Raw genomic sequence first — 24,533 nt, 5'->3', positions numbered from 1 at the left:
GGTACGAAAGACCCAATAGAATCAATGTTTTATATATTTACACTATTCTAAATATATAAACTTTAAAAAAATAGTATGTTAGCGTTTTCATAACTTTTAAGTTATGCTAGAATAAGGACATAAGTTATTAATTATTAAAAAAAGAAAAAAGAATTCCTTTTTTCTGTTAATTATAAGGGGGCATTTCATTATGCGTATTGGGGTACCAGCAGAAATTAAAAACAACGAAAACCGTGTGGCAATGACACCAGCAGGTGTTGTACATTTAGTTCGTAACAACCACGAAGTATTCATTCAAAAGGGTGCAGGTTTAGGATCTGGTTTCACAGATGCAGAGTATGTTGAAGCGGGAGCAAAAATTGTTGATACAGCTGAAGAAGCTTGGAACATGGATATGGTTATGAAAGTTAAGGAACCAATTGAAAGCGAATACAAACACTTCAGTGAAGGTTTAATCTTATTCACATACTTACACTTAGCTCCAGAACCAGAATTAACAAAAGCGTTAATCGAAAAGAAAGTCGTTGCTATCGCATACGAAACAGTACAATTAGAAAACCGTTCTCTACCATTACTTGCACCAATGAGTGAAGTAGCTGGTCGTATGGCTGCACAAATCGGTGCACAATTCCTTGAGAAGAACAAAGGCGGTAAAGGTATCTTACTTGCAGGTGTTCCAGGGGTTAAACGTGGTAAAGTAACAATTATCGGTGGTGGACAAGCTGGTACAAATGCTGCTAAAATTGCAGTTGGACTAGGTGCGGATGTAACAATCATCGACTTAAGTGCAGAACGTCTTCGCCAATTAGATGACATTTTCGGAAACCAAGTAAAAACTTTAATGTCTAATCCTTACAATATTGCAGAAGCTGTAAAAGAGTCTGATCTTGTAATCGGTGCAGTATTAATCCCAGGTGCAAAAGCGCCAAAACTTGTAACAGAAGAAATGATTAAATCAATGGAAACAGGTTCTGTTGTTGTAGATATCGCGATTGACCAAGGTGGTATTTTCGAAACAACTGACCGTATTACAACTCATGATAACCCAACTTACGAAAAACACGGCGTTGTTCATTATGCAGTTGCAAACATGCCAGGTGCGGTTCCACGTACATCAACTCTTGCATTAACAAACGTAACAGTACCATATGCAGTACAAATTGCTAACAAAGGCTACAAAGAAGCTTGCCTAGGCAACTCTGCATTACTAAAAGGTATTAATACATTAGATGGCTTTGTAACATTCGAAGCAGTTGCAGAAGCTCATGGTGTAGAGTACAAAGGTGCTAAAGAATTATTAGAAGCAGAAACAGTATCTTGCTAATAGAAGCATTATACAAAACAAAATCGAACAATATATAATACAACATGATAAGAGCTAAGAGATAATACCTCTTAGCTCTTCTTAGTAAAAGGGGGCATTCATCGTGGCCAACCTATTTAAAAAGAAATCCGTTACGCAATTGTTAGGGGAAAGTAAAAGTAAAACTTTGACGAAAACGCTAGGGGCATTTGACCTAACAATGCTAGGGATTGGTGCGATAATTGGTACAGGAGTTCTAGTATTAACGGGATTAGTAGCAGCAAGAGATGCTGGTCCGGCGGTTATTTTTTCATTCATGATTGCAGCAATTGTTTGTGGATTTGCGGCTTTATGTTATGCAGAGGTTGCATCTACACTTCCTGTTTCAGGTAGTGTGTACACATATTCCTATGCAACAATTGGTGAGTTTGTAGCTCATTTAATGGGATGGACATTATTGTCAGTATACGTTGTAACGACTGCCGCAGTAGCTGGTGGATGGACAGGTTACTTCCATAACCTAGTAAGTGGATTGGGACTTGAAATTCCAAAAGCATTGTTAACGATTCCAGCGCAAGGTGGTATAGTGAACTTACCCGCAGTTATCGTTACGTTGGTGATAACTTGGTTATTATCACGAGGTACAAAAGAAAGTAAGCGTGTGAATAACATAATGGTATTAATTAAAATTGGTATTGTTGTTTTATTCATTGCAGTTGGTGTATTCTATGTGAAACCAGAAAACTGGATACCATTTGCACCGTACGGCTTAAGTGGAGTCTTTGCCGGAGGAGCAGCAGTATTCTTCGCTTTCTTAGGATTTGATGCATTAGCAACTTCTGCTGAAGAAGTAAAAAATCCGCAACGTGATCTACCGATTGGTATTATTGCTTCATTAGTCATTTGTACAATCATTTATGTTGTAGTTTGTCTTGTTATGACAGGTATGGTTTCTTACAAGGAATTAGATGTACCTGAAGCGATGGCTTATGTACTAGAAGTTGTAGGACAAGATAAAGTGGCTGGTGTAATTGCTATTGGAGCTGTAATTGGTATTATGGCTGTAATTTTCGCGTATATCTACGCTACGACACGCGTATTCTTCGCTATGAGCCGTGACGGTTTATTACCAAAATCTTTCGCGAAAATTAACAAGAAGACAGAAGCGCCAACATTTTCAGTTTGGTTAACGGGAATTGGTAGTGCTTTAATTGCTGGATTTATCGATTTAAAAGAATTGTCGAATTTAGCGAATATTGGAGCGTTATTAACATTCGCGATGGTTGGTGTAACTGTTATCATTCTTCGCAAAACGCATCCGAAATTACAACGTGGATTTATGGTACCGTTTGTACCAATCTTACCGATTATTTCAGTTGCATGTTGTCTATTCTTAATGGTAAATTTACCATTAAAAACATGGATATACTTCGGTGTTTGGTTGGCAATTGGAGTAGTTGTATACTTTGTATATTCGAAAAAACATAGTCATCTAAAAGAAGATGGAAGTTCGCAAGATAGTTTAGAAAAAGCTAATTAAAGGGATATAAGATAGTAAGCCTTGTGCGTCTAGGGAGCGCGCAAGGCTTTTTCTTTTTGGGGAAATAAAGGATACCAATGTTAATTTGGCGAATTTTTATGATCGGAATATGAAAAAGGGGTGTAAAGATGGAGACGAAAGTTGTCGTTGGAGCAGAGGGATATAATAATAACCCAGGGTGGTTACATACGAATGAAGAAGAATTAAATTTATTAAAAAGAGAGATGTGGATTAATAAATTTCAGCCGAATTCTTTATTAGCAATTTTAGCTGAACATGTATGGGAGCATTTATCGTATGAGGAAGGCATAGAAGCAGCTAAAATATGCTATGAGTTTTTACAAGATGATGGTTATATTCGTTGTGCGGTTCCAGATGCGTTTTTTCCTGATGAAGAATATCAGCAAGGTGTGCAAGTGGGAGGGCCTGGTCCCCTAAATCATCCAGCTGCAAGCCATAAAATTGTACATAATTATAAAACAATCACATCCATGTTTGAATCGGCAAGTTTTCAAGTGAAGCTTTTAGAGTACTGTGATGAGAATGGTGAATTGCATTACAGTGATTGGGATGAAAAGAAAGGATTCATTTATCGATCGAAACGTTTTGATCATAGAAATCAAGATGGTGAATTGGGATTTGCTTCGTTAATTGTAGATGCAGTGAAAGTTAAGAAGTGAATAAAAGAAGACTGTCCAAAAAGATATTTTGGACAGTCTTCTTTTTATATAGGTTGCTACTATTATCAATCTTTGTCGGTAAATCGATATTCCTTGTCGAATCGTTGATATCATATCTTTTGTTAGGGTATTGCTGTAAATAGAGAGGGATGTACTCTGGCTGAAAGCTCGGCTTATGGGATATCTCTTTTTGTATGAAGAATACAGCAAATGCGGAGAATATTTATATGCCTATTTTGAAATGTGAACGAAATGTTCAAAAAAATATAGCAGATTTTATTGACACATATGAATAGGCGCTCATATAATAAAAGTATAAGATATATGAATGATTGTTCATATGTTCAATTGAAGAGGTGAGCTATGATGGCTGGAAATAAAGTGGAAGCACAACAAGAAATTTGTTCTCAGACGGTAATTCATGAAGAAGTTATTGATCAAGTAAAAGAAACAATTCCGACTGATGAAAGTTTAAGTAAAGTAGCAGAATTGTTTAAAGTATTAGGTGACCGTACACGTACGAGAATATTACATGCGCTATTTGAAGCTGAAATGTGCGTTTGTGATTTAGCTTATTTATTAGGAATGACACAATCCTCAATTTCGCATCAACTTCGTGTATTAAAACAAGCGAAGCTTGTGAAGAACCGTAAAGAGGGAAAGGTTGTTTATTATTCATTAGCTGACCAGCACGTAATTCATATCTTCGAGCAAGCGTTTGAACACGTAAACGAGGAAGAATAAAAACGTGAGGGGGGAGAACGATGGCAGAAGCATTAGTGAAAAAGAAACTTATGCTAGAAGGTTTAGATTGTGCAAATTGTGCAATGAAAATTGAAAAGGGTGTTGGGAATATAGAAGGAGTAACGTCTTGTTCTGTAAACTTCGCAACAAAGACGATGCTTTTAGAAACACCGCATAATAAAGAAAATCAAGTTGTTACGGAAGCGAAGCAACTTGTTACAAAATTAGAGCCGCACATTAAAGTGCAAGAAGAGCAAAAAACAAAAGCGGCAAAAGAAGTATTTATATTAGAAGGTTTAGACTGTGCGAATTGTGCAATGAAAATTGAAAATAAGGTAAAAGAAATGCCAACAGTTTCAGAAGCAACTGTTGATTTCGTATCAAAGAAATTAAGAGTAGAAGTTGCAAATAAACGAGAACTTGAATCGACTGTACAGGATATAAAAAATGTCGTTCAAAAGTTAGAACCAGATGTAAAAGTTGTTCGTGAAGAGGAAAAAGGACACGATCACGGCCATGATCATGGTGATGGAAATGTGAAAAAGATGATAGGACGATTAGTAGTCGGTGGAATTTTGACAGGGATTGCTGCATTAGCCGAATTACCGCAAATGATAACAATTCCATTATTCGTCCTTGCGTATTTATTAATTGGTGGAGATATTGTTTGGAGAGCAGTAAGAAACATAACGCGCGGCCAAGTGTTTGATGAAAACTTTTTAATGGCAATTGCAACTTTAGGAGCCTTTGCAATTCAGCAATATCCAGAAGCAGTTGCGGTAATGTTATTCTATCAAGTAGGGGAATTGTTCCAAAGTATTGCAGTAAATCGCTCTCGAAAATCAATTACTTCATTAATGGATATTCGTCCTGATTATGCAAATGTGAAAGTTGGAAATGAAACGAAACAAGTATCACCAGAAGATGTACAAATCGGCGATTATATTATCGTGAAACCAGGTGAAAAAGTACCGTTAGATGGAAAAGTAGTCGAGGGAATATCAATGGTGGATACTTCAGCGTTAACAGGTGAATCTGTACCGCGTGAAGTAGAAGTTGGTAATGATGTATTAAGTGGTTTTGTAAACCAAAATGGTGTATTAACAATTGAAGTTACAAAAGAGTTCGGTGAATCTACCGTATCGAAAATTTTAGACTTAGTACAAAATGCAAGTAGCAAAAAGGCACCAACAGAAAACTTTATTACGAAGTTTGCACGTTATTACACTCCGGTTGTAGTTATAACAGCGGCGATCATGGCATTTATTCCACCGCTTATTTTAGAAGGTGCTACGTTCTCAGATTGGATTTATAGAGCGCTAGTATTCTTAGTTATCTCGTGTCCATGTGCGCTAGTTGTATCCATTCCTCTTGGCTTCTTTGGAGGTATTGGTGGGGCATCTAAAAGTGGTATTTTAGTAAAAGGAAGTAACTATTTAGAGGCATTGAATGATGTGAAATATATCGTTTTTGATAAAACAGGAACATTAACAAAAGGTGTCTTTAAAGTTACAAAAATGGAGCCGAGTGAAGGTACTACAAGTGAAGAAATTTTAGAGTATGCAGCGTTTGCTGAAGTGTATTCAAACCATCCGATTGCACAATCTATTCGAACTGCATATGGAAAATCAATCGATGAAAATAGCATTGAAGACTATAGTGAAATTTCTGGTCATGGTACGGTTGTAAAAGTACAAGGAAAAGAAATTTTCGCAGGTAATGCCAAATTAATGAGAAAAGAAAACATTACATTTAAGCAACCAGATACAGTAGGTACACTAGTTCATGTTGCTGTAGATGGTGAATATGCAGGTTATATTGTTATCTCTGATGAGGTAAAAGAGGATTCAAAACAAGCCATTCAAAAGCTAAAAGAATTAGGTATTAAGAAGACGGTTATGTTAACTGGTGATGCAAAAACAGTTGGTGAAGCTGTTGGTAAAGAATTAGGATTAGATGAAGTTCATGCAGAATTATTACCACAACAAAAAGTAGAAGAAATCGAAAAAATTGATGCAGCAAAACACGGGAAAGAAAAGGTTGCTTTTGTTGGTGATGGTATTAACGATACACCAGTATTAGCACGAGCGGACGTTGGTATTGCGATGGGTGGTTTAGGATCAGATGCCGCAATTGAAGCTGCTGACATCGTTATTATGACTGATGAACCTTCAAAAATCGCAACAGCTGTAAAAATTGCAAAACGTACACGTAGCATTGTATGGCAAAATATTATATTTGCATTAGGGATAAAAGGGGTAGTGTTATTACTCGGCGCATTTGGTATTGCAACAATGTGGGAAGCGGTCTTCTCAGATGTTGGGGTTACATTACTTGCAGTTTTAAATGCAATGCGTGTACTGAGAGTGAAAGATTTATAAAAATAAGAGAGGGCGCGATTACGCCCTCTCTTATTTTTAGTCTTAGCTATTTTGTTGAAAATGAATCTTGATAAAACAATAATAAGTATTATTTTAATATATTTTATATGGCGTTAAGAAAACAGAGAAGGGGGAAACTTCTCTGTTTATTTTTGTATATTTTTCGCAACCTTTTCTCGAACAGTTTGAATGTAATCCATTTTATGATCCCAACATTTTTGGCTTAAATCTACAGGGTACTCTTCGGGATTTAAAGTGCGCATATATTCTTCCCAAAATAGTGCGAGACTGTTTTCATTATATCTTTGAATATCTAATATGTTTGGTAGTTCATACGCTCTTTTACCGTTAACGAAAATGTCTTGATGCAATTCTCGTGCTTCAAAGTTGGTTACGAATTTACTTATATATGTATGAACAGGATGAAACATTTTTAAACGTTCTTCTTTTCCGGGTTCTTCAGAATCTAAAGCAATATAATCGCCCTCTGCATGATCGTTAACCCGATTGATAATACGATAAATTCGTTTAAGTCCTGGAGTTGTAATTTTTTCAGGATTAGATGAAATCTTAATCGTATCATTTAGTTTTCCGTCAGCATCTTCAATGGCAACTAGTTTGTAGACAGCGCCTAATGCCGGCTGTTCAAAGGAGGTGATTAGCTTTGTACCAACACCCCATACATCAATTTTCGCCCCTTGAGATTTCAAGTGCATAATCGTATATTCATCTAAATCGCTAGAAGCGATAATTTTTGTGTTTGTAAATCCAGCTGCATCAAGTAGTTTTCTTGCTTCTTTTGATAAATAAGCCATATCACCACTATCAAGGCGAATACCATAAAAATCGATACGATCTTCGAACTCTTTTGCAACACGAATCGCATTTGGAACACCGGATTTCAATGTGTCGTATGTATCGACAAGAAATACACATTTTTTATGTGTTTCAGCATATTTTTTAAACGCAACATATTCATCGCGATACGCTTGAACGAAAGAGTGGGCATGTGTGCCAGCTACAGGAATGCCGAAGCGTTTTCCTGCCCGAACGTTACTTGTAGAAGAAAAACCGCCAATAAAGGCAGCGCGTGTCCCCCAAAGAGCAGCATCGAACTCATGAGCGCGCCTTGTACCAAACTCTAAAAGTTCATCATTATTTGCAGCGTGCTTCATACGTGCGGCTTTTGTAGCAATCAATGTTTGGTAATTTACAATGTTTAAGAGGGCGGTTTCAATGATTTGTGCCTCGCCGAGCGGTGCATCAACACGTAATAAAGGTTCGTTATTAAAAACAACTTCACCTTCTTGCATACTACGAACCGTTCCAGTGAATTTCATATTTTGTAAATAATGAAGGAAGTCTTCTTCAAATTGTAGCTCTGCTAAATAAGCGATATCGCTTGCGGTAAAGCTGAAATTTTCTATGTACTCTACAATTTTTTCAAGACCAGCAAAAACAGCATAGCCGTTTTCAAATGGAAGCTTTCGAAAGTATAAATCAAAAACAGAACGGCGATTATGAATACCATCTTTCCAATATGTATAAGCCATGTTGATTTGATATAAATCTGTATGTAAGGCGTAACTATCGTCTTTATAATGATTCATTGCGAAAACACCTCCGTAATTTGGTTATAGTATACCAATTTTCCACCTTTCGTAGCAAAGAAGTAATATGGGTTTGAAGTCAAGAGAGAAAAAAATGAAATAATGCATATTTTTTAGAAAATTTACATTTATCAATTTATATTTCTCTAGATTTTATGTATTATTAGAGTAATGGGGGTAATGAGAATGGAGGAGGACAATGCAACAAACATTAGAAAAAATAGGCAAGCAAGTTTTTTATAAACGGCTACAGCAAAAAATGACACAAGAAGAATTATGTCAGGGCATTTGTTCTGTCTCATACTTAAGTAAGATCGAAAATGGAAAGATAGAAGCATCAGAAGAGATTCTACAATTGCTCTGCACGAGATTAGAAATTGCCGTGACGGATTTGAGAGATGTAGAAGAAGATGTGAAAGTGAAGTTGGATGAGTGGTTGAATGCACTAATTCATTTGGACAGGCAACAGGTAGAACGCATATATGAAGAGTTACAAGATGAAATGAAGCATGTGTTAGATTTTGAAATTATAAATTATTATAAACTGCTTTATACGCGTTATTTAATTATGAAAAGGGATATTTTAGTTCTTGAAGAAGAGTTAGATAGACTGAAAAAGGTTTATAAGAAATATTCACCTTTTCAAAAAATGCTTTATACGTATAGTAAGGCTATATTGCTTAGTTTGCAATATAAGCATAAGGAAAGTTTGGAATATTTAATTGAGACGGAAGAAATGGCTAGAGAACAAGGATATTATGAAAATGGTATATATTATAATTTGAGTCTCGCATATAGCCACCTAAACATACCGCATTTAGCCATGCATTTTGCTCATATTGCTATGGAAGGATTCCGTAACGAATACAAATTTCGTTATGTAATCAATTGTCAAACAATTATTGCTTTAAGTTATGTGGAAAAAGCGCAGTATGAAGAAGCTTTAAAGATTTATGAAAGTATATTAAGAGAAGTAGATTCTTTTGCGGAAAAAGACATGATTAAGGCCATGACTTTAAATAATATGGGAGAATTATACCATTATAAAAATGAACATGATAAATCAAAGAACTATTTTCTTCAAAGTTTCGAATTACAGAAGGCAGTCAATATGAATTATATTGAAACAATTTACGGGCTAGCTAAACAATGTATTCATCTTAAACGTTATGAGGAAGCACAGGAATGGATAGAAAAAGGGATTGATTGCTCACGTAGTGATGAAAAATATAATAAAATGATCTATTCGTTCTGCATATTTAAGTATAAATATTTTGAGGAACCTCAAGAGTTTAAGAGATTCTTAGAGAATGAGGCTATTCCATTCTTTAAAAGTGTAGGTAGTATGAAAGAATTGAAAAATGCGTATTTAGAATTAGCTATGTATTTTGAGAATGAATTTAAGTATGAAGAAAGTAATAAATATTATAAAGAAGCTATTAAAGTTTTGGAGGAAAAGGAGGAATTGAATTGAAAAAGCGTATATATGGTGTGGTAGGACTAGGTATAGTGACGATTTTGTCTTTAGGAGTTAACTATTCTAATCCGGATATATATGGAGTAAAATCCCTGAAAGAAGAATCAGTAAATTACTCTAATCCAGACATATATGGATTGCAATCTTTACAAGAAGGAAGTATAAACTATTCTAATCCGGACATTTATGGTTTTGATTTCCCGCAAGAAAAAGTTATAAACTATTCTAATCCAGATATTTATGGTTAAGAAAATATTGAGAAACCCCTTTCCGTTCGGAAAGGGGTTTCTCAATATTTGTTCCCTAAAATTCTACAAAACTTGAGAAAATAATTAATTGAATTTTTAGTATATTAATAGTGAAAACATAATGCTAATATAAAATTACTCTTTTTCAAAAATTTTTTATTAGGGGGAAGGTTATATGAAAAAGAAGAGTTTAGCATTAGTTTTAGCGGCAGGAATGGCAGTTACAACGTTTGGAGGGACAGGCTCTGCGTTTGCAGATTCTAAAAATGTGCTCTCTACGAAGAAGTACAACGAGACAGTGCAGTCACCTGAGTTTATTTCTGGTGATCTAACTGGAGCAACTGGAAATAAAGCGGAATCTGTCGTGTTTGATTACTTAAATGCGGCAAAAGGTGATTATAAGCTAGGGGAAAAGAGTGCCCAAGATTCTTTCAAAGTGAAACAAGTGAAAAAAGACTCTGTAACTGATTCAACAGTAGTACGTATGCAACAAGTTTACGAGGGAGTACCTGTATGGGGGTCTACTCAAGTAGCTCACGTGAGTAAAGATGGTTCTTTAAAAGTATTGTCTGGAACAGTTGCGCCTGATTTGGACAAGAAGGATAAGTTGAAAAATAAGAATAAGATTGAAGGCGCAAAAGCAATTGAAATCGCGCAACAAGATTTAGGAGTAACACCGAAGTATGAAGTGGAGCCAAAAGCGGACTTATATGTATATCAAAATGGTGAAGAAACAACGTATGCATACGTTGTAAACTTGAACTTCCTAGATCCAAGCCCAGGTAACTATTATTACTTCATTGAAGCGGATAGCGGTAAAGTTTTAAATAAATATAATACCATTGATCATGTGACAAAAGATGATAAGTCACCAGTTAAACAAGATGCTCCTAAACAGGATGCGAAAGCGGTTGTAAAGCCTGTTACAGGAACGAATAAAGTGGGAACAGGTATTGGAGTGTTAGGTGATACGAAGTCGCTTAATACAACGTTATCTGGGTCATCTTACTACTTACAAGATAATACACGTGGAGCAACGATTTTCACATATGATGCGAAAAACCGTTCAACACTACCAGGAACATTATGGGCAAATGCCAATAATGTATTTAATGCAGCGTATGATGCAGCGGCAGTTGATGCTCATTACTATGCGGGTATCACGTATGATTACTATAAGAATACATTTAATCGTAACTCAATTAATGATGCGGGTGCAGCATTAAAATCAACTGTGCATTATGGAAGTAAGTATAATAATGCTTTCTGGAATGGCTCACAAATGGTATATGGAGACGGTGATGGTGTAACATTTACTTACTTATCGGGTGGTCTTGATGTAATTGGTCACGAATTGACGCATGCTGTTACGGAAAATAGCTCGAATTTAATTTATCAAAATGAATCAGGAGCATTAAATGAAGCGGTTTCTGATATTTTTGGAACATTAGTAGAGTTTTATGATAACCGTAACCCAGATTGGGAGATTGGTGAAGATATTTACACGCCTGGTAAAGCAGGAGATGCACTTCGCTCTATGAGCGATCCAACGAAATATGGTGATCCAGATCATTATTCTAAGCGTTATACTGGCACTAGTGATAACGGTGGAGTTCATACGAACAGTGGTATTATTAATAAAGAAGCTTATTTATTAGCAAATGGTGGTACACATTACGGTGTAACTGTAAATGGTATCGGAAAAGATAAATTAGGTGCAATTTACTACCGTGCAAATACACAGTATTTCACGCAATCTACTACATTTAGTCAAGCTCGTGCTGGATTAGTACAAGCTGCAGCTGATTTATATGGTGCGAATTCTGCTGAAGTAACAGCAGTTAAGCAATCATTTAGTGCTGTTGGTGTAAACTAAGATACTTCTATTCGTAAGAGATATGTATTAATAGAATATACTTCAAAAAATAAAGAAGGAGCCTATGCTCCTTCTTTATTTTTTTCTCCATTTTTTCCACAAATAAAATAATCCGATACAACCTGCGATTGTTACAATCCACTTCGCTTCATTTGTTCCATTCATAACTTGGTATGCCGAATATACTTCGATCAATAAGGCCGGTATTTTCCCTATTGTACTGGCGATACTGAAGGAGAGTAATGACATATTCCCTAGAGCTGCAAATAAAGTGACGATGCTTGATGGAATGAAAGGTATCAACCGAAACGATAGAACGAGTAGGAAGGCTTCTTTACCTTCTACATAAAGGAGGCGTTCTACTTGTGGGTACTTATTTACCTTATTGTGAGTGAATTTTTGAAGGCCTAAGCGATAAATATAAAACGAGATAATAGCTCCTAACGCTTCGCCAACGATTGAAATAATAGTTCCGTTAGTTAAACCGAAAAGCTGTATGTTAATAGCGGTCAAAAAGATGCTTGGAATAACCCCTAATAAGCTAATAACAACATTGATCAAGAGACTAAGTGGTATTGCAATTGAGTAATATTCCATTAAGAAGTTTTGAATCGTTTCTGCCATAGTTATAAAATCCTTTATCTTTTTTTGCATTACACCATATTTCTATAGTATAGGCAAGTGGAAATTTACATAATATAGATATTTGTTGATAAAATAATACTCATATACCTTATAGGGGTATTGAGTATATAAAATGAGGGGTATATTCATTGATTTTATAAAGTTCGAATAAAGACCGTTAAATAAAGGAATTATCGAGTGTATATAAGGTTGATTTTTGCGGGAAATAATTTAAAATTAATAGGGGTATATTTTAAAAAAGTGAAAAAACGTTGGATTTGATGAAATTAGGTCAGTGGGTATAGAAAAAGAACGAGGAATTGTAAAAAAGTACAATTGTGTAGTGAAGATATGATTGAGTATGTATAGAAATATGTGTAGATATTTAAAATTTGCATGTTTTTTCTATGCGAAATTGACTTTTAAGGGAGTTGCGATAATAATCATGGAAGAGGTGATATGATGAAACGACTAAGTAGTCTTTTCTTGAGTAGTCTACTTGCATTAGTACTGATTTTAAGTGGATGTGCTGGAAAAGAACAAAAAACAGAAAAACCTAAAGAGGATCATTCGGCATCAGTAGAGAAAATTAGTGATAATATTTTAGATGAAATGGAAGGACCACCTAAAAACGGTCATACGATTGAAAGGCATGTTGGAAAAACAGAAGAAGAGTTGAAAAAACGTTTGAGTACAGATAAAGTTTCAGCGGCAAGTACATACTATGATAAGGAAACAGCGACAAAGGCTGTGAAAGATAGTTTAAAACAACATGATAAAGAAATTCAGGACTGGTTAAAAAACTCTAAAGAAGCTCGTCTTGTATTGAATACAACTCATTCATTCCCGGTTGGAAAAACGGTAATAAAGAAAAATATGAGTGTAAAAGACAAACTAGTAAAGACTGTAACTGTTTTAGCGAGAGATAAGTCAGGGGAATTAGGATTTAAGATTGTTACTTCTTATCCATCTGACAAATAAGAAGGGGGAGTAAACATGTATACGACATTACAATACTTTCTCAAATCGTATTGTACGTTAAGCATCCATGAGAATGAAATAGTAAGTGTGATGGAAGAGTTTCTAGATCAAGAAGAAGAAGAAATTGTTTCGAAATTACGAGACGAATTATTATATATGAAGAAAAAGAACGCGTGGGAAGAAGCCTACGTACTAGTTGCGAAGCAAGGAAATCGTATGTGGTCTTTAGAAGAAACGAAAGACCATCTTGAAACTTTTTTACTATTATTGCAAAAGAAAAAGGCGTGAGTAATCACGCCTTTTTATATACGCTTTTTGAAATTTGTCCATTTGAGATTACTTCACCGTTTTGTGTTACTTTTTTATATGTCACAGCCGTAATTTTATCGCCAGTCTCACTAATCACTTTAGAAGAAACGTCCACATCTTTCCCAGTAGCTGTACCGAAAATGCGTGCAGTAATACTACCTCCATTTGAAAAGGCTTGAATGTAAATATAATTCCCAGTATTGTTTTTAAATTTTAAATCAGGTCCATAATCTGCCACTGCTGCATCTTGGCCAAGTGGTAAGTAATGTACAGGCATAGAATGGTTGCTTCGAGCTACAATTCCTAAGTCAGCTCTTAAAGCTGCGCTATATAATGTGCTACTTACTTGGCAAACTCCCCCGCCAGCACTTTGTATAACTTTACCTTGCAAGTATACAGCTGCGGATTTATACCCATGTGCAGCATCAGTTACGCCAACGCGTCCGTTAAAACTAAATGTTTCATCAGGTGCTACAATAGCTCCACTTAAAGTATTAGCTGACTTATTTACGTTAAAAGATTGACTTCCATTACGGCCAGCCATTGGAGTAGAATATTCAGCAATGACTTCTTTAATCCCCATTTTCTGTATATCTTCTGTAGACCGTTCTGGTTTTATTAGTGTAACCGGTAATAAAACATCTGATTTACCAGTAGTAATAGCTTCGCTTGTTAAATCGTTTAGTTTTCCTTTATCAATTTTTTCTCCGTTTTGACTTTGACTAATATTTACTGTAGAGCCTTCAACACTTAATTCTGCATTAACAGGATTTTTTAATGTTTCATTATATTTATCTTTTATAAAGGTTTCATAAGCTGTTGTATTTAATTGTGGTGTTAATTTGTAGTCGCGTTTTAATTCGCCGGTCTCAGCTTGTTTGCGGAGTTTATAACGATTGATTATATTGCCTTCTTGTTCCTTAAATATATTGTCGACAATGTCTTTTTCTTTATAATCTACGCCTAAATCTTTCCATGTGTAAGTTTGTTTATCGTTTTGGAATGTGTAGTTAAGAGATTTTTGATTTAATTCATTCACCTTTTGATTAACAATTGCTTGTATATCTGCTTTATTTTTTCCATCAAGAGAAATACCTTCAAATGTAGTGTTTGGTAGTGCAGTTGTATCTAATTGATTATTTAGTTTGGATACATATTGATATCCACCAACGCCACCTACACAAAGTAATATGCCACCAGCAATAGCGGAGCCGATTAGTATTTTGCTTAGCTTCATTTATTTCCCCCCAGAAATTTATGTATAAATATATGTATTACATTTTTTGTATAAAAATGATGAAAATAACATTATATACGTACTAGTATACTATTATTTTTACTGTGTGTGTAATGTTTTCATAAAAAACGTTACACTGTTGTAATAATTGTCTCTTTTTGTCACAATATGCATGCGGAATATGTTGAAAATTATAATAAAAAGGCTGCTTAGAAAAATCTAGCAGCCTTTTTATTATAATTTTTTATGCTCATTTTTATTCGTAACACCAAGATGTTCTTGCAGTGTTGTCGATATATCCTGAACGCTTTTTTCGATCGGAACGTAATAATAAATACCACCTATATATTTATCAGTACCTTCTACTTGTAGCTTATCCATTTTTAATTTTGAATCCATTGAATTTTTGGCAATAGCCATCATATCATCAAAAGTTAAATTTGTTTTTAAGTCGTTATCGACAGCATCTAATAAGCTTCCGATTTTATTAACGGAATTGAGCGATAGTGCTTTTTCGGCAATAGCTTCCAAAACAAGTTGTTGTCGTTGACCACGCATATAATCACTATCAATATGACGAGTTCTAGCTAGTGCAAGTGCTTCTTCTCCATTTAAATGTTGGCGTCCTTTTTTGAGGTGAATAGCATTTGCTTCGTCGCTACTATTTTGTTCTGTAAACTCAACTGGAACGTCGACAGTAATACCTCCAAGGGAATCAACAATATTGATAAAGGATTTGAAATTAAATTTTACATAGTAATCAACTGGGACATCTAAAAAATTTTCCACTGTATCAATTGTACTGTCTACGCCACCAAATACGTGTGCATGTGTAATTTTATCATATTTATCACGCGATTTAATGTAAACACGTGAGTCACGTGGAATACTGACAAGTTTAACGGATTTATCATTTTTATTAATTGTTGCAAGTAATAAAGCGTCCGTACGAGTTGCTTTTCCGTAATCCTTTTCCCTGATATCACTTTCATCTACACCCATGATAAGAACAGAAATATTGTCAGTCATAGGTTTAACAGCTTCTTCACGTTTGCTGGATTTATCTCCTCGGCCCAATCCAGAATAGGCGTTGCTTAAGACGGATTTTGCTTTACTATATATGTGAAAGGAGTAACCTCCTGCTCCCATTGCTACAATAAGTAATGGAATAAGAATGAACCAAAGTAGGCGTTTTTTCTTTGAACGTCCTTTTGTGGCTCGAGTTTCTTTGTTCATGTCGGATTTCATCATTTTTTCTCCTTTAAAACAATCAAAGTGTATACATCTAGAAGCGTATTAAAACACATAAAAAAATATTGTACGCTAAATAAAAGGGATTGTACATGTATAAAAAATAGATGTCTTGATTATTTATAAGACACCTATTCGTTATTGTATACAAAAGATAAGAATAAGAAAATGATAAAATTTTACCTAATTACAGCATAATACTTACAATAATCGCAGATAAAATACTAACAAGAGTAGCTCCGTATAATAATTTTAGACCAAATCGGGCAACGACATTTCCTTGTTCTTCGTTTAACCCTTTTACCGCACCTGAAATAATTCCAATGGAAGAGAAGTTGGCAAAAGAAACGAGGAAGACAGAAATAATACCAACTGTACGGATAGAGAGAGTACTGGAAATTTTGCTAAGATCCATCATTGCTACGAATTCATTTGTTACAAGTTTAGTTGCCATAATGCTACCAGCTGTGACAATTTCAGAACTTGGTACGCCGATAAGGAATGCGATTGGAGCGAATACATAACCTATTAGTTGTTGGAAAGTAATGCCGAATATAATGAGGAATAGGTCATTAATGCAACTCATTAATGCGACGAATCCAATAAGCATAGCGCCGACGACAATTGCTACGCGAAAACCATCGAGGATGTATTCTCCAAGCATTTCAAAAAAACTTTGCTTTTCACCTTTTATTTCCAAAATATCTTCATCATCGTTAACGTTATAGGGGTTAATAATGAGTACGATAATAAAACCGCTAAATAAATTGAGAACGAGTGCGGTTACTACATATTTTGGTTCAATCATCGTCATATAGGCACCGACAATGGACATAGATACTGTGGACATAGCAGAGGCGCAAAGTGTATAAAGTCGATGTTTTGGGATTTGAGCTAATTGTTTTTTTACCGTAATAAAAACTTCTGATTGACCGACAATAGCAGAAGCGATGGCATTGTAAGATTCTAATTTCCCAAGACCATTTATTTTACTGAGAAAGAAACCAATCCAATGAATGAAGAATGGCAGTATTTTGAAATGTTGTAATATACCGATTAAGACGGAAATAAAGACAATCGGTAATAACACGTTAAGGAAAAATGGCATTTCTCCTTTGTTTGCAAGACCGCCAAATACAAAGTTTATACCGGATGCAGCGTAGTCGAGTAACTTTGTAAACAAATTAGAAATTATCGTAATAAGTACGAGGCCGATTTCTGTATTTAATAATAAATAGGTTAAAATTAACTGTATAATAAGCATGATGAAAATTGGTTTGAATTTAATATGTTTTTTATTGTTACTAGCAATATAGGCAAGGAAAAAAACAACGATAAGTCCGACGGAAAAAGTGATAAATTTCATAATAAGCCCCCTAAAAGAGATATTCTGATATATATGTTTTTCAATTAAAGGGAGAATATGCATGTTTAGTAAAGAGAGGAATAAAAGAATCATGAACATATGTAGAGTACATCACGTTGCAATTATTTGTTCAAATTATGAAGTGTCAAAGGATTTTTATACGAGAATATTAGGTTTTAAAGCGATAAATGAAGTATACAGAAAGGAACGAAATTCTTATAAGTTGGATTTATGTGTAGGAGAAGAGTATCAAATTGAATTATTTTCATTCCAAAGTCCACCGAAGCGTCAAAGCTTTCCAGAGGCCGCTGGACTTAGACATTTAGCCTTTGCTGTTACTGATATAGAAGAAGCTGTTAAACATTTAAATCAATGCGGGGTTGAGACAGAATTGATACGCGTTGATGAAATAACGGGAAAAAAATTCGTCTTTTTCCAAGACCCCGACAGTTTACCATTAGAACTGTATGAAAGCTGAAAATTGGTGAATTTTATATGGGGTTGCTTTCAAGTAAATGAAGAAACTAAAGTGAAACTTCTTTTTTAAAGGAGGTGTAACTTTAGCTAAGAAAGCTAAAGGACATACGTGGATATTTTAAAATTATTGATGGTAGCTATTCTTATAGCATTAACAGGTTTCTTTGTTGCTATAGAATTTGCAATTATAAAGGTACGTAGCAGTCGTATCGATCAACTCGTTATTGAAAAAAGACGAGGAGCATTAGCAGCTAAAAAAGTAACTTCAAATTTAGATGAATATTTATCGGCATGTCAGCTAGGTATTACGATTACTGCTTTAGGGCTCGGGTGGTTAGGAGAGCCGACGATTAAACATTTACTCGAACCACTGTTTTTTAAAATGCATCTATCTTCCGCAATTGCAAGTACGATTTCATTTATTATTGCATTTGCAGTTATTACATTTTTACATGTTGTCATTGGTGAACTTGCTCCAAAGACGTTCGCTATCCAAAAAGCAGAGCAAGTTAGTTTATTATTAGCACAACCGCTTATTTATTTTTACCGGGTTATGTATCCATTTATTTGGGCTTTAAATGGCTCTGCCCGACTTGTGACAGGCTTATTTGGCTTACATCCTGCTTCTGAACATGAAGTAGCGCATTCAGAAGAGGAACTAAGATTAATCTTATCTGAAAGTTATGAGAGTGGTGAGATTAATCAAACAGAATTTAAATATGTAAATAACATCTTTGAATTCGATAATAGAGTAGCAAAGGAAATTATGGTACCTCGTACTGAAGTTGTTGGCCTATATGAGGATGAGCCATTTGAGACACATATTAAAGTAATCGCACAAGAAAAGTACACGAGATATCCTGTACTTGGTGAAGATAAAGATGAAATTATTGGGATGGTTAATGTAAAGGACTTATTTATTCGTTATATGGATGGGAATCGAGATGAAGAGTGCTCAATTACACCGTATACACGGCCGGTTATTGAAGTGTTAGAAAATATCCCGATTCATGATTTATTATTACAAATGCAAAGAAGGCGAATACCACTAGCTGTATTATATGATGAATATGGTGGTACAGCAGGGATTGTCACACTAGAAGATATCTTAGAGGAAATTGTTGGAGAAATCCGAGATGAATACGATGAGGATGAGGCTCCACCTATAGAACATATAAGTGAAGTATGTAAAATCGTAGAGGGGAAAGTACTTATTAGCGAAGTAAATGATTTATTTGGTATACATCTAGTCGCGGATGATGTTGATACAATTGGTGGTTGGATTATGATGCAAAAGCAAATCGTTGCTGAGGGGGACATTATTGAGAAACATGGCATTCAGTTCAAAGTTCTTGAAAAGGATATGCATCAAATTAAGCGAGTGGAAATAAAGAAAGTAGAGGAATGAATGGGCTTTCTATCATGTAACCTTTTATAAAAGGGATATATAGAAAATTAAATGTTTGCGCTTTCAAAAAAGGTGCTATATAGTGAAGGTGGATGATGAAGAATTCTTCTTATAATACTCGTATTTTTATAGGGGGAATTTTCAAATAAGGATTTAGAATGAACAGTATAGGTGATGAAAAATGATAGCAACGAAGGATATACGTATCGAAAAAGATTTTTTAGGTGAAAAGGAAGTACCGAATGTAGCTTATTACGGCGTACAAACGTTACGTGCTGTAGAGAACTTTCCGATTACAGGGTATCGCATTCATCCGTCACTCATTACAGCGATGGCAATTGTGAAAAAAGCGGCGGCACTCGCAAATATGGACACAGGATATTTAGCTAAAGATATCGGACAAGAAATTGCAGAAGCTGCACAAGAGATTGTTGATGGAAAGTTCCATGATCAGTTTATCGTAGATCCGATTCAGGGCGGGGCAGGGACTTCAATTAATATGAATACAAATGAAGTCATTGCTAACAGAGCGTTAGAGCGCATGGGATATGAAAAAGGTGAGTATACGAAAATTAGCCCAAATACTCATGTGAACATGGCACAATCGACAAATGATGCGTTCCCAACGGGGATTCATATTGCAACTCTTATGATGCTAAAAGAACTACTTGTTACAATGGAAGAACTTCACTCTGCTTTTCGTGATAAGGCAAAAGAGTTTGATCACGTAATTAAAATGGGACGTACACATTTACAAGATGCAGTTCCGATTCGTCTTGGACAAGAATTTGAAGCGTATAGCCGAGTGCTTGAGCGTGATATAAAAAGAATTAAACAGTCTCGTCAACATTTATATGAAGTGAATATGGGAGCGACAGCTGTTGGTACAGGATTAAATGCAAATCCTACTTACATTGAACAAGTGGTAAAACATTTACGAACATTTAGTGGATTCCCTCTTGTTGGTGCAGAGCATTTAGTTGATGCAACGCAAAATACAGATGCATACACAGAAGTATCTGCAGCGCTAAAAGTATGTATGATGAATATGTCTAAAATTGCAAACGATCTTCGCATTATGGCATCTGGTCCACGAGTTGGATTGGCGGAGATTCAACTACCAGCTCGTCAGCCAGGTTCATCTATTATGCCAGGTAAAGTAAATCCAGTTATGGCAGAAGTAATTAACCAAGTTGCTTTCCAAGTAATCGGAAACGATCATACAATTTGTTTAGCGTCAGAAGCAGGACAATTAGAGTTAAACGTAATGGAGCCTGTACTTGTATTTAATTTAATTCAATCTATCAGTATTATGAATAACGGATTCCGTGTATTCCGTGAATATTGTATTAAAGGAATTACAGCGAATGAAGAATTGCTGAAGCAATATGTTGAGAAAAGTGTTGGGATTATTACAGCGGTTAATCCTCATATTGGCTATGAAGCAGCATCTCGTATTGCACGTGAAGCAATTGAAACAGGAAAATCTGTTAGGGAGTTATGTTTAGAACATGGTGTACTGACAGCTGAAGAATTGGATATTATTTTGGATCCATATGAAATGACGCATCCTGAAATTGCTGGAGCTTCTTTATTAAAGAATAAAGTGAAACTTTAATCAGTGGGGGACATCCCCCACTGATTATTAGTTGAACCAATCGGGCTTTTACGGGCAGTTGATCTCCCACCTAACTCCCTCGTATTCGCCGAATTATGAGGTGGGAGTTTTACTGCCCGTTAATGCGGGATAAAAAAATGTAATGTAAAAAACACCGATCCATTTGGATCGGTGTTTTATTTTTAAAAGATATTAAATACAGAATTTAATTGAAGTAAGCTAATAATAGCTAAGAAGATTAAACTATATTTCATCACTATTTTAAATAGAGCAGATTCTTTACCAACTAGTCCAACTGCCGCACAAGCAACTGCTACAGATTGTGGTGAAACCATTTTTGCTATTGTACCACCAACTACGTTTAATGAAACGAGAGTAGATGGGACGATGTTTAATTGATCGGCAGTTACTGCTTGAAGTGGTGCGAATAGTGAACCACTAGATACTACTGAACCCGTAATGAATACGCCAATCCATCCTAAGATTGGAGAAAGAATAGGGAATGCATTTCCAGTAGAAGAGAATGCAAGTCCAAGTGTAGATGACATACCAGAGTAGTTCTCTACGTAAGCTAAAGCGATAACGCTACAAATTGTATATACTGGAACTTTTAATTCTTTTATTGTTTCAATCATTAATTCTTTGATCATTTTGCCGTTTACACGGTAGACGATAAGTGAAACGATAATTGCTAATACAATCGCAGTAGTTGTAGAAGAGAATACATCTAGTTTGAAAATAGCTGCGAAAGGTGTATCAGCTTTTGTGATTGGTGCAGTTTTTATAACTTGATTATGAAGACCAGGGAATTGAATGTTAAATACTAAGTTTGCCAATGGACCATCCGGAGCAAATAAAGCTTTAATTGGTTTTAAATTAAAGATTGTTACAAATGCAGTTAAGAATACGAATGGAGACCAAGCATATAAAATTTGATTGAATGTATGAGATTCTTTTTCTTCTTGTTTTTCTTCTTTAGCAGAAGATTTTGGTTGCCAAACACGTAAGAATAATGCAAGAGCGACCATACTTACGACTGCTGCGAAAATATTAGTAAGTTCAGCGCCTAAGAAGTAAGTTACAAGGAACTGAGTAATTGCGAAAGAAACACCACTTACAAGAATACCTTGCCAAGTTTCTTTAATACCTTTAATTCCATCTACCATTGAAACAAGTAAGAACGGTAAAACAACGCTAATGAATGGCAAAATGTAAACTGCTTGACGACCGACAGTTAATGCATCTAGCCCAGTTAATTGTGCAGGTACTGTAACTGGAATACCCATAGCACCCATAGCACCACCAGCGATATTAGCTACTAAGCAAATACCTGCTGCTTTTAATGGATTAAAGCCCATACCTACAAGTAATGCAGCTGTAATAGCAACTGGAACACCGAAACCAGCTGCGCCTTCTAAGAAAGCACCGAAAGAATAAGCGATTAATAATACTTGTAAACGCTGATCATTTGTAATACTTGAAATGCTATCACGAATGACATTGAATTGTTCTGTTTTAACAGTTAATTTGTAAAGGAAGATAGCTGCGATAACGATAGTACAAATTGGATAAAATCCAGATAAAACACCAAATCCGGCAGATGCTACTGCTACAGTTGCAGGCATTTTATAAACAAATATAGCAAGAATAATAGCAACAATTACACTGTAAAGACCAGCCATGTAACCTTTCATTTTGAATCCCACTAAACAAATAATGAAGCAAAAAATTGGGAGTGCAGCGATTAGTGCAGATAACCAAATATTGTTTAACGGGTCATAAATTTGTGTCCAAGTACTCATAATAATGACAACTCCTATCTATTATATGTGAAGAAATTCACATTATTTGTGAAACCATTCACAATCAACTTACATGCTTAGTATATTCCCCTTCAACACTATTGTCAACGTAAAAAAGTATAATTATTCCATAATAGTATTAAAAGTAAAATTTTGTTCATAAAGTAGACAAAAAGCGTACTCAAATCGATTTGAGTACGCTTTTATAAATTATTTGCATATTCTTTCATTTTTTCATATGTCATTGGTCCTACATGCTTATATTGAATGACACCTTTTGTATCAATAATAAAAGATGTTGGAATGCTGATGATTTGATATGCGGCACCTGCTTGTCCTTTCTGATCTAATAGGACGGGGAAGGTATATTTGTTTTCTTCAAGAAATTGTTTTACATTGCTCGGGTCTTTTTCAGTAGCTGTTGCATTTACAGCGACAATTTCAATTCCTTTATCCTTGGTATTATGATAAAACCTTTCCATATCAGGCATTTCTATTTTGCATGGACCACACCAACTTGCCCAAAAGTTCAATATTACTTTTTTTCCTCTATAGTCTGTAAGATGAACTTCTTGACCAGTTGTTGTTTCTAGGAGGAAATTAGGGGCGATATTACCAGTTTCAGTTCCAATTGGAATGTTTGATTCTGAATTTATATCTTCTTTTTTGTCTAATAGGAAGTTATGGATAATAGTCCAGCCAATTGCAATACTAATGAAAATAACAATAAACCACTTTTTAATATTACATCCTCCTCCTTACTTAAATTTCCTTTTTATCGTAACAAAGAGGTTAAATATGGTCAAATTACTTTACGATAGGTTATCAATTATAGACGGTATTTTACAATATCATTACTGTACATTTCAGTAAGGTGAAAATATAACAAAAAGGCTGATAAATCAACATTTGCAAGCAAAGTATTACTATCCCTTTGTTTTGCTTTTTCTTTATATCATATAGTATAATATTCAAAATCAGCAGGGATTTTTTCCTGAACTGTGTGCTGATAAAAGGAGGAAAAATTTTTCAGCATTATAGGTTGATAAAGTTATGTCGTAACAGGAAATATAAGAACAGATATATAAATAAATAATAAGAAAATAAAAACGAAAATGAGGGGAACTTTATGAACCAAAATCAATTTGACTGTCGTATTTCAGAAGAAGACGTACAGATGTTAAGAGCATTAGCTCATCCACTTCGTCTACGTCTAGTAATGGAACTAATGCAACGTGGAACATGTAATGTAACACAATTACAAGAGGTGTTAGAAATCCCACAATCAACTGTTTCACAGCATTTAACGAAATTAAAGCAAAATAAAGTAGTGCGCTTTGAGAGACGCGGGTTAGAAGTGTATTATCAAATTCATAATGATAAAGTAAGTGAAGTAGTAAAAACATTATTTTCTTAATTTTTGAATATTATGGAAAAAGACGTGTGAAATATACGTCTTTTTTTATTTGAAGTAAATAATAATGGTAACGCTTGAGAGAGTAAATATTAGTACGTGGGGGAAAAGGCTACCGATCAAAGTGTTACTTTACGGAATATATTCCAAAGGGAAATGAAAAGATAGAAAGGAGTGCAATAAGTAA

21 protein-coding genes are annotated in these 24,533 nt (G+C 35.0%); 14 read left to right on the top strand and 7 right to left on the bottom strand.

The window, feature by feature from the left end; genetic code table 11:
* Positions 1 to 190 precede the first annotated feature (190 nt).
* From ald to ACTFQM_RS22025, 5 genes are all read left to right on the top strand, one after another.
* Entirely contained in the window at positions 191 to 1,324 is a 1,134-nt protein-coding gene (gene ald / locus ACTFQM_RS22045; protein ID WP_025149765.1) for an alanine dehydrogenase, read from the top strand.
* 103 nt (positions 1,325 to 1,427) lie between these two features.
* On the top strand, positions 1,428 to 2,843 hold the full coding sequence (locus tag ACTFQM_RS22040) for an amino acid permease (RefSeq protein ID WP_178941130.1): 1,416 nt from the start codon (positions 1,428 to 1,430) through the stop codon (positions 2,841 to 2,843).
* Positions 2,844 to 2,971: 128 nt separating this feature from the next.
* Positions 2,972 to 3,523, top strand: coding sequence for a class I SAM-dependent methyltransferase (locus tag ACTFQM_RS22035; protein ID WP_440036280.1), 552 nt, complete (start codon positions 2,972 to 2,974; stop codon positions 3,521 to 3,523).
* 366 nt (positions 3,524 to 3,889) lie between these two features.
* Positions 3,890 to 4,267: an ArsR/SmtB family transcription factor gene (locus tag ACTFQM_RS22030; protein WP_002174816.1), complete on the top strand. Its 378-nt coding sequence runs from the start codon at positions 3,890 to 3,892 to the stop codon at positions 4,265 to 4,267.
* Positions 4,268 to 4,287: 20 nt separating this feature from the next.
* Positions 4,288 to 6,648, top strand: a complete 2,361-nt coding sequence (locus ACTFQM_RS22025; RefSeq protein WP_440036278.1) for a heavy metal translocating P-type ATPase — start codon at positions 4,288 to 4,290, stop codon at positions 6,646 to 6,648.
* A 146-nt stretch (positions 6,649 to 6,794) separates the two neighbouring features.
* Here ACTFQM_RS22025 and ACTFQM_RS22020 read toward each other — a convergent pair whose 3' ends face one another.
* Positions 6,795 to 8,258, bottom strand: a complete 1,464-nt coding sequence (locus tag ACTFQM_RS22020) for a nicotinate phosphoribosyltransferase (protein ID WP_440036276.1) — start codon at positions 8,256 to 8,258, stop codon at positions 6,795 to 6,797.
* A gap of 199 nt (positions 8,259 to 8,457) precedes the next feature.
* On the opposite strand from ACTFQM_RS22020, the gene ACTFQM_RS22015 reads away from it, so the two are divergent.
* From ACTFQM_RS22015 to ACTFQM_RS22005, 3 genes are all read left to right on the top strand, one after another.
* A complete protein-coding gene (locus tag ACTFQM_RS22015; RefSeq protein ID WP_440036274.1) occupies positions 8,458 to 9,732 on the top strand; it encodes a tetratricopeptide repeat protein in 1,275 nt (424 codons plus the stop codon).
* The gene (locus ACTFQM_RS22010) at positions 9,729 to 9,983 is read left to right on the top strand and encodes a Phr family secreted Rap phosphatase inhibitor (protein ID WP_440036273.1); all 255 of its coding nucleotides are present in this window, start codon (positions 9,729 to 9,731) and stop codon (positions 9,981 to 9,983) included. Before ACTFQM_RS22015 ends, ACTFQM_RS22010 begins: the two co-directional genes overlap by 4 nt.
* Before the next feature lie 175 nt (positions 9,984 to 10,158).
* On the top strand, positions 10,159 to 11,859 hold the full coding sequence (locus tag ACTFQM_RS22005) for a M4 family metallopeptidase (protein WP_440036271.1): 1,701 nt from the start codon (positions 10,159 to 10,161) through the stop codon (positions 11,857 to 11,859).
* A gap of 75 nt (positions 11,860 to 11,934) precedes the next feature.
* Here the strand turns inward: ACTFQM_RS22005 and ACTFQM_RS22000 are convergent, their stop codons facing one another.
* On the bottom strand, positions 11,935 to 12,483 hold the full coding sequence (locus ACTFQM_RS22000; protein WP_025149772.1) for a TVP38/TMEM64 family protein: 549 nt from the start codon (positions 12,481 to 12,483) through the stop codon (positions 11,935 to 11,937).
* 462 nt (positions 12,484 to 12,945) lie between these two features.
* Between ACTFQM_RS22000 and ACTFQM_RS21995 the strand changes: the two genes are divergently transcribed.
* Together ACTFQM_RS21995 and ACTFQM_RS21990 are read left to right on the top strand one after the other, a co-directional pair.
* Positions 12,946 to 13,464, top strand: coding sequence for an RNase A-like domain-containing lipoprotein (locus ACTFQM_RS21995; RefSeq protein WP_002174823.1), 519 nt, complete (start codon positions 12,946 to 12,948; stop codon positions 13,462 to 13,464).
* 15 nt (positions 13,465 to 13,479) lie between these two features.
* Complete coding sequence (locus ACTFQM_RS21990) at positions 13,480 to 13,752, top strand: hypothetical protein (protein WP_440036269.1); 273 nt, start codon at positions 13,480 to 13,482, stop codon at positions 13,750 to 13,752.
* Between the two features lie 4 nt (positions 13,753 to 13,756).
* Here the strand turns inward: ACTFQM_RS21990 and ACTFQM_RS21985 are convergent, their stop codons facing one another.
* The 3 genes from ACTFQM_RS21985 to ACTFQM_RS21975 form a co-directional block, all read right to left on the bottom strand.
* Positions 13,757 to 15,010, bottom strand: coding sequence for a VanW family protein (locus ACTFQM_RS21985; protein ID WP_440036267.1), 1,254 nt, complete (start codon positions 15,008 to 15,010; stop codon positions 13,757 to 13,759).
* Positions 15,011 to 15,244: 234 nt separating this feature from the next.
* Positions 15,245 to 16,261 (bottom strand): LCP family glycopolymer transferase, encoded by a 1,017-nt coding sequence (locus ACTFQM_RS21980; protein ID WP_440036266.1) that lies wholly within the window; start codon positions 16,259 to 16,261, stop codon positions 15,245 to 15,247.
* Between the two features lie 187 nt (positions 16,262 to 16,448).
* Positions 16,449 to 17,627, bottom strand: a complete 1,179-nt coding sequence (locus tag ACTFQM_RS21975; protein WP_440036265.1) for a NupC/NupG family nucleoside CNT transporter — start codon at positions 17,625 to 17,627, stop codon at positions 16,449 to 16,451.
* 91 nt (positions 17,628 to 17,718) lie between these two features.
* Between ACTFQM_RS21975 and gloA2 the strand changes: the two genes are divergently transcribed.
* The 3 genes from gloA2 to aspA all read left to right on the top strand — a co-directional run bounded on the left by gloA2 (position 17,719) and on the right by aspA (position 21,130).
* Positions 17,719 to 18,105, top strand: a complete 387-nt coding sequence (gloA2, locus tag ACTFQM_RS21970) for an SMU1112c/YaeR family gloxylase I-like metalloprotein (protein ID WP_025149778.1) — start codon at positions 17,719 to 17,721, stop codon at positions 18,103 to 18,105.
* Positions 18,106 to 18,213: 108 nt separating this feature from the next.
* Positions 18,214 to 19,512: a hemolysin family protein gene (locus ACTFQM_RS21965; protein WP_002174829.1), complete on the top strand. Its 1,299-nt coding sequence runs from the start codon at positions 18,214 to 18,216 to the stop codon at positions 19,510 to 19,512.
* A 181-nt stretch (positions 19,513 to 19,693) separates the two neighbouring features.
* The gene (gene aspA / locus ACTFQM_RS21960; RefSeq protein ID WP_265624056.1) at positions 19,694 to 21,130 is read left to right on the top strand and encodes an aspartate ammonia-lyase; all 1,437 of its coding nucleotides are present in this window, start codon (positions 19,694 to 19,696) and stop codon (positions 21,128 to 21,130) included.
* A gap of 182 nt (positions 21,131 to 21,312) precedes the next feature.
* Here aspA and ACTFQM_RS21955 read toward each other — a convergent pair whose 3' ends face one another.
* Both ACTFQM_RS21955 and ACTFQM_RS21950 read right to left on the bottom strand, forming a co-directional pair.
* Positions 21,313 to 22,932 (bottom strand): L-lactate permease, encoded by a 1,620-nt coding sequence (locus ACTFQM_RS21955; RefSeq protein WP_440036264.1) that lies wholly within the window; start codon positions 22,930 to 22,932, stop codon positions 21,313 to 21,315.
* 203 nt (positions 22,933 to 23,135) lie between these two features.
* Positions 23,136 to 23,543: a TlpA disulfide reductase family protein gene (locus ACTFQM_RS21950; protein ID WP_440036320.1), complete on the bottom strand. Its 408-nt coding sequence runs from the start codon at positions 23,541 to 23,543 to the stop codon at positions 23,136 to 23,138.
* A gap of 518 nt (positions 23,544 to 24,061) precedes the next feature.
* On the opposite strand from ACTFQM_RS21950, the gene ACTFQM_RS21945 reads away from it, so the two are divergent.
* A complete protein-coding gene (locus ACTFQM_RS21945) occupies positions 24,062 to 24,349 on the top strand; it encodes an ArsR/SmtB family transcription factor (protein WP_001075217.1) in 288 nt (95 codons plus the stop codon).
* Positions 24,350 to 24,533: the final 184 nt, after the last annotated feature.

This window comes from Bacillus cereus group sp. MYBK30-2 (genome assembly GCF_051915945.1).
GTDB lineage: Bacteria > Bacillota > Bacilli > Bacillales > Bacillaceae_G > Bacillus_A > Bacillus_A paramycoides.
Note: the sequence above shows the minus strand (reverse complement) of the source record. Positions and strands in the feature narration are given on the sequence as shown.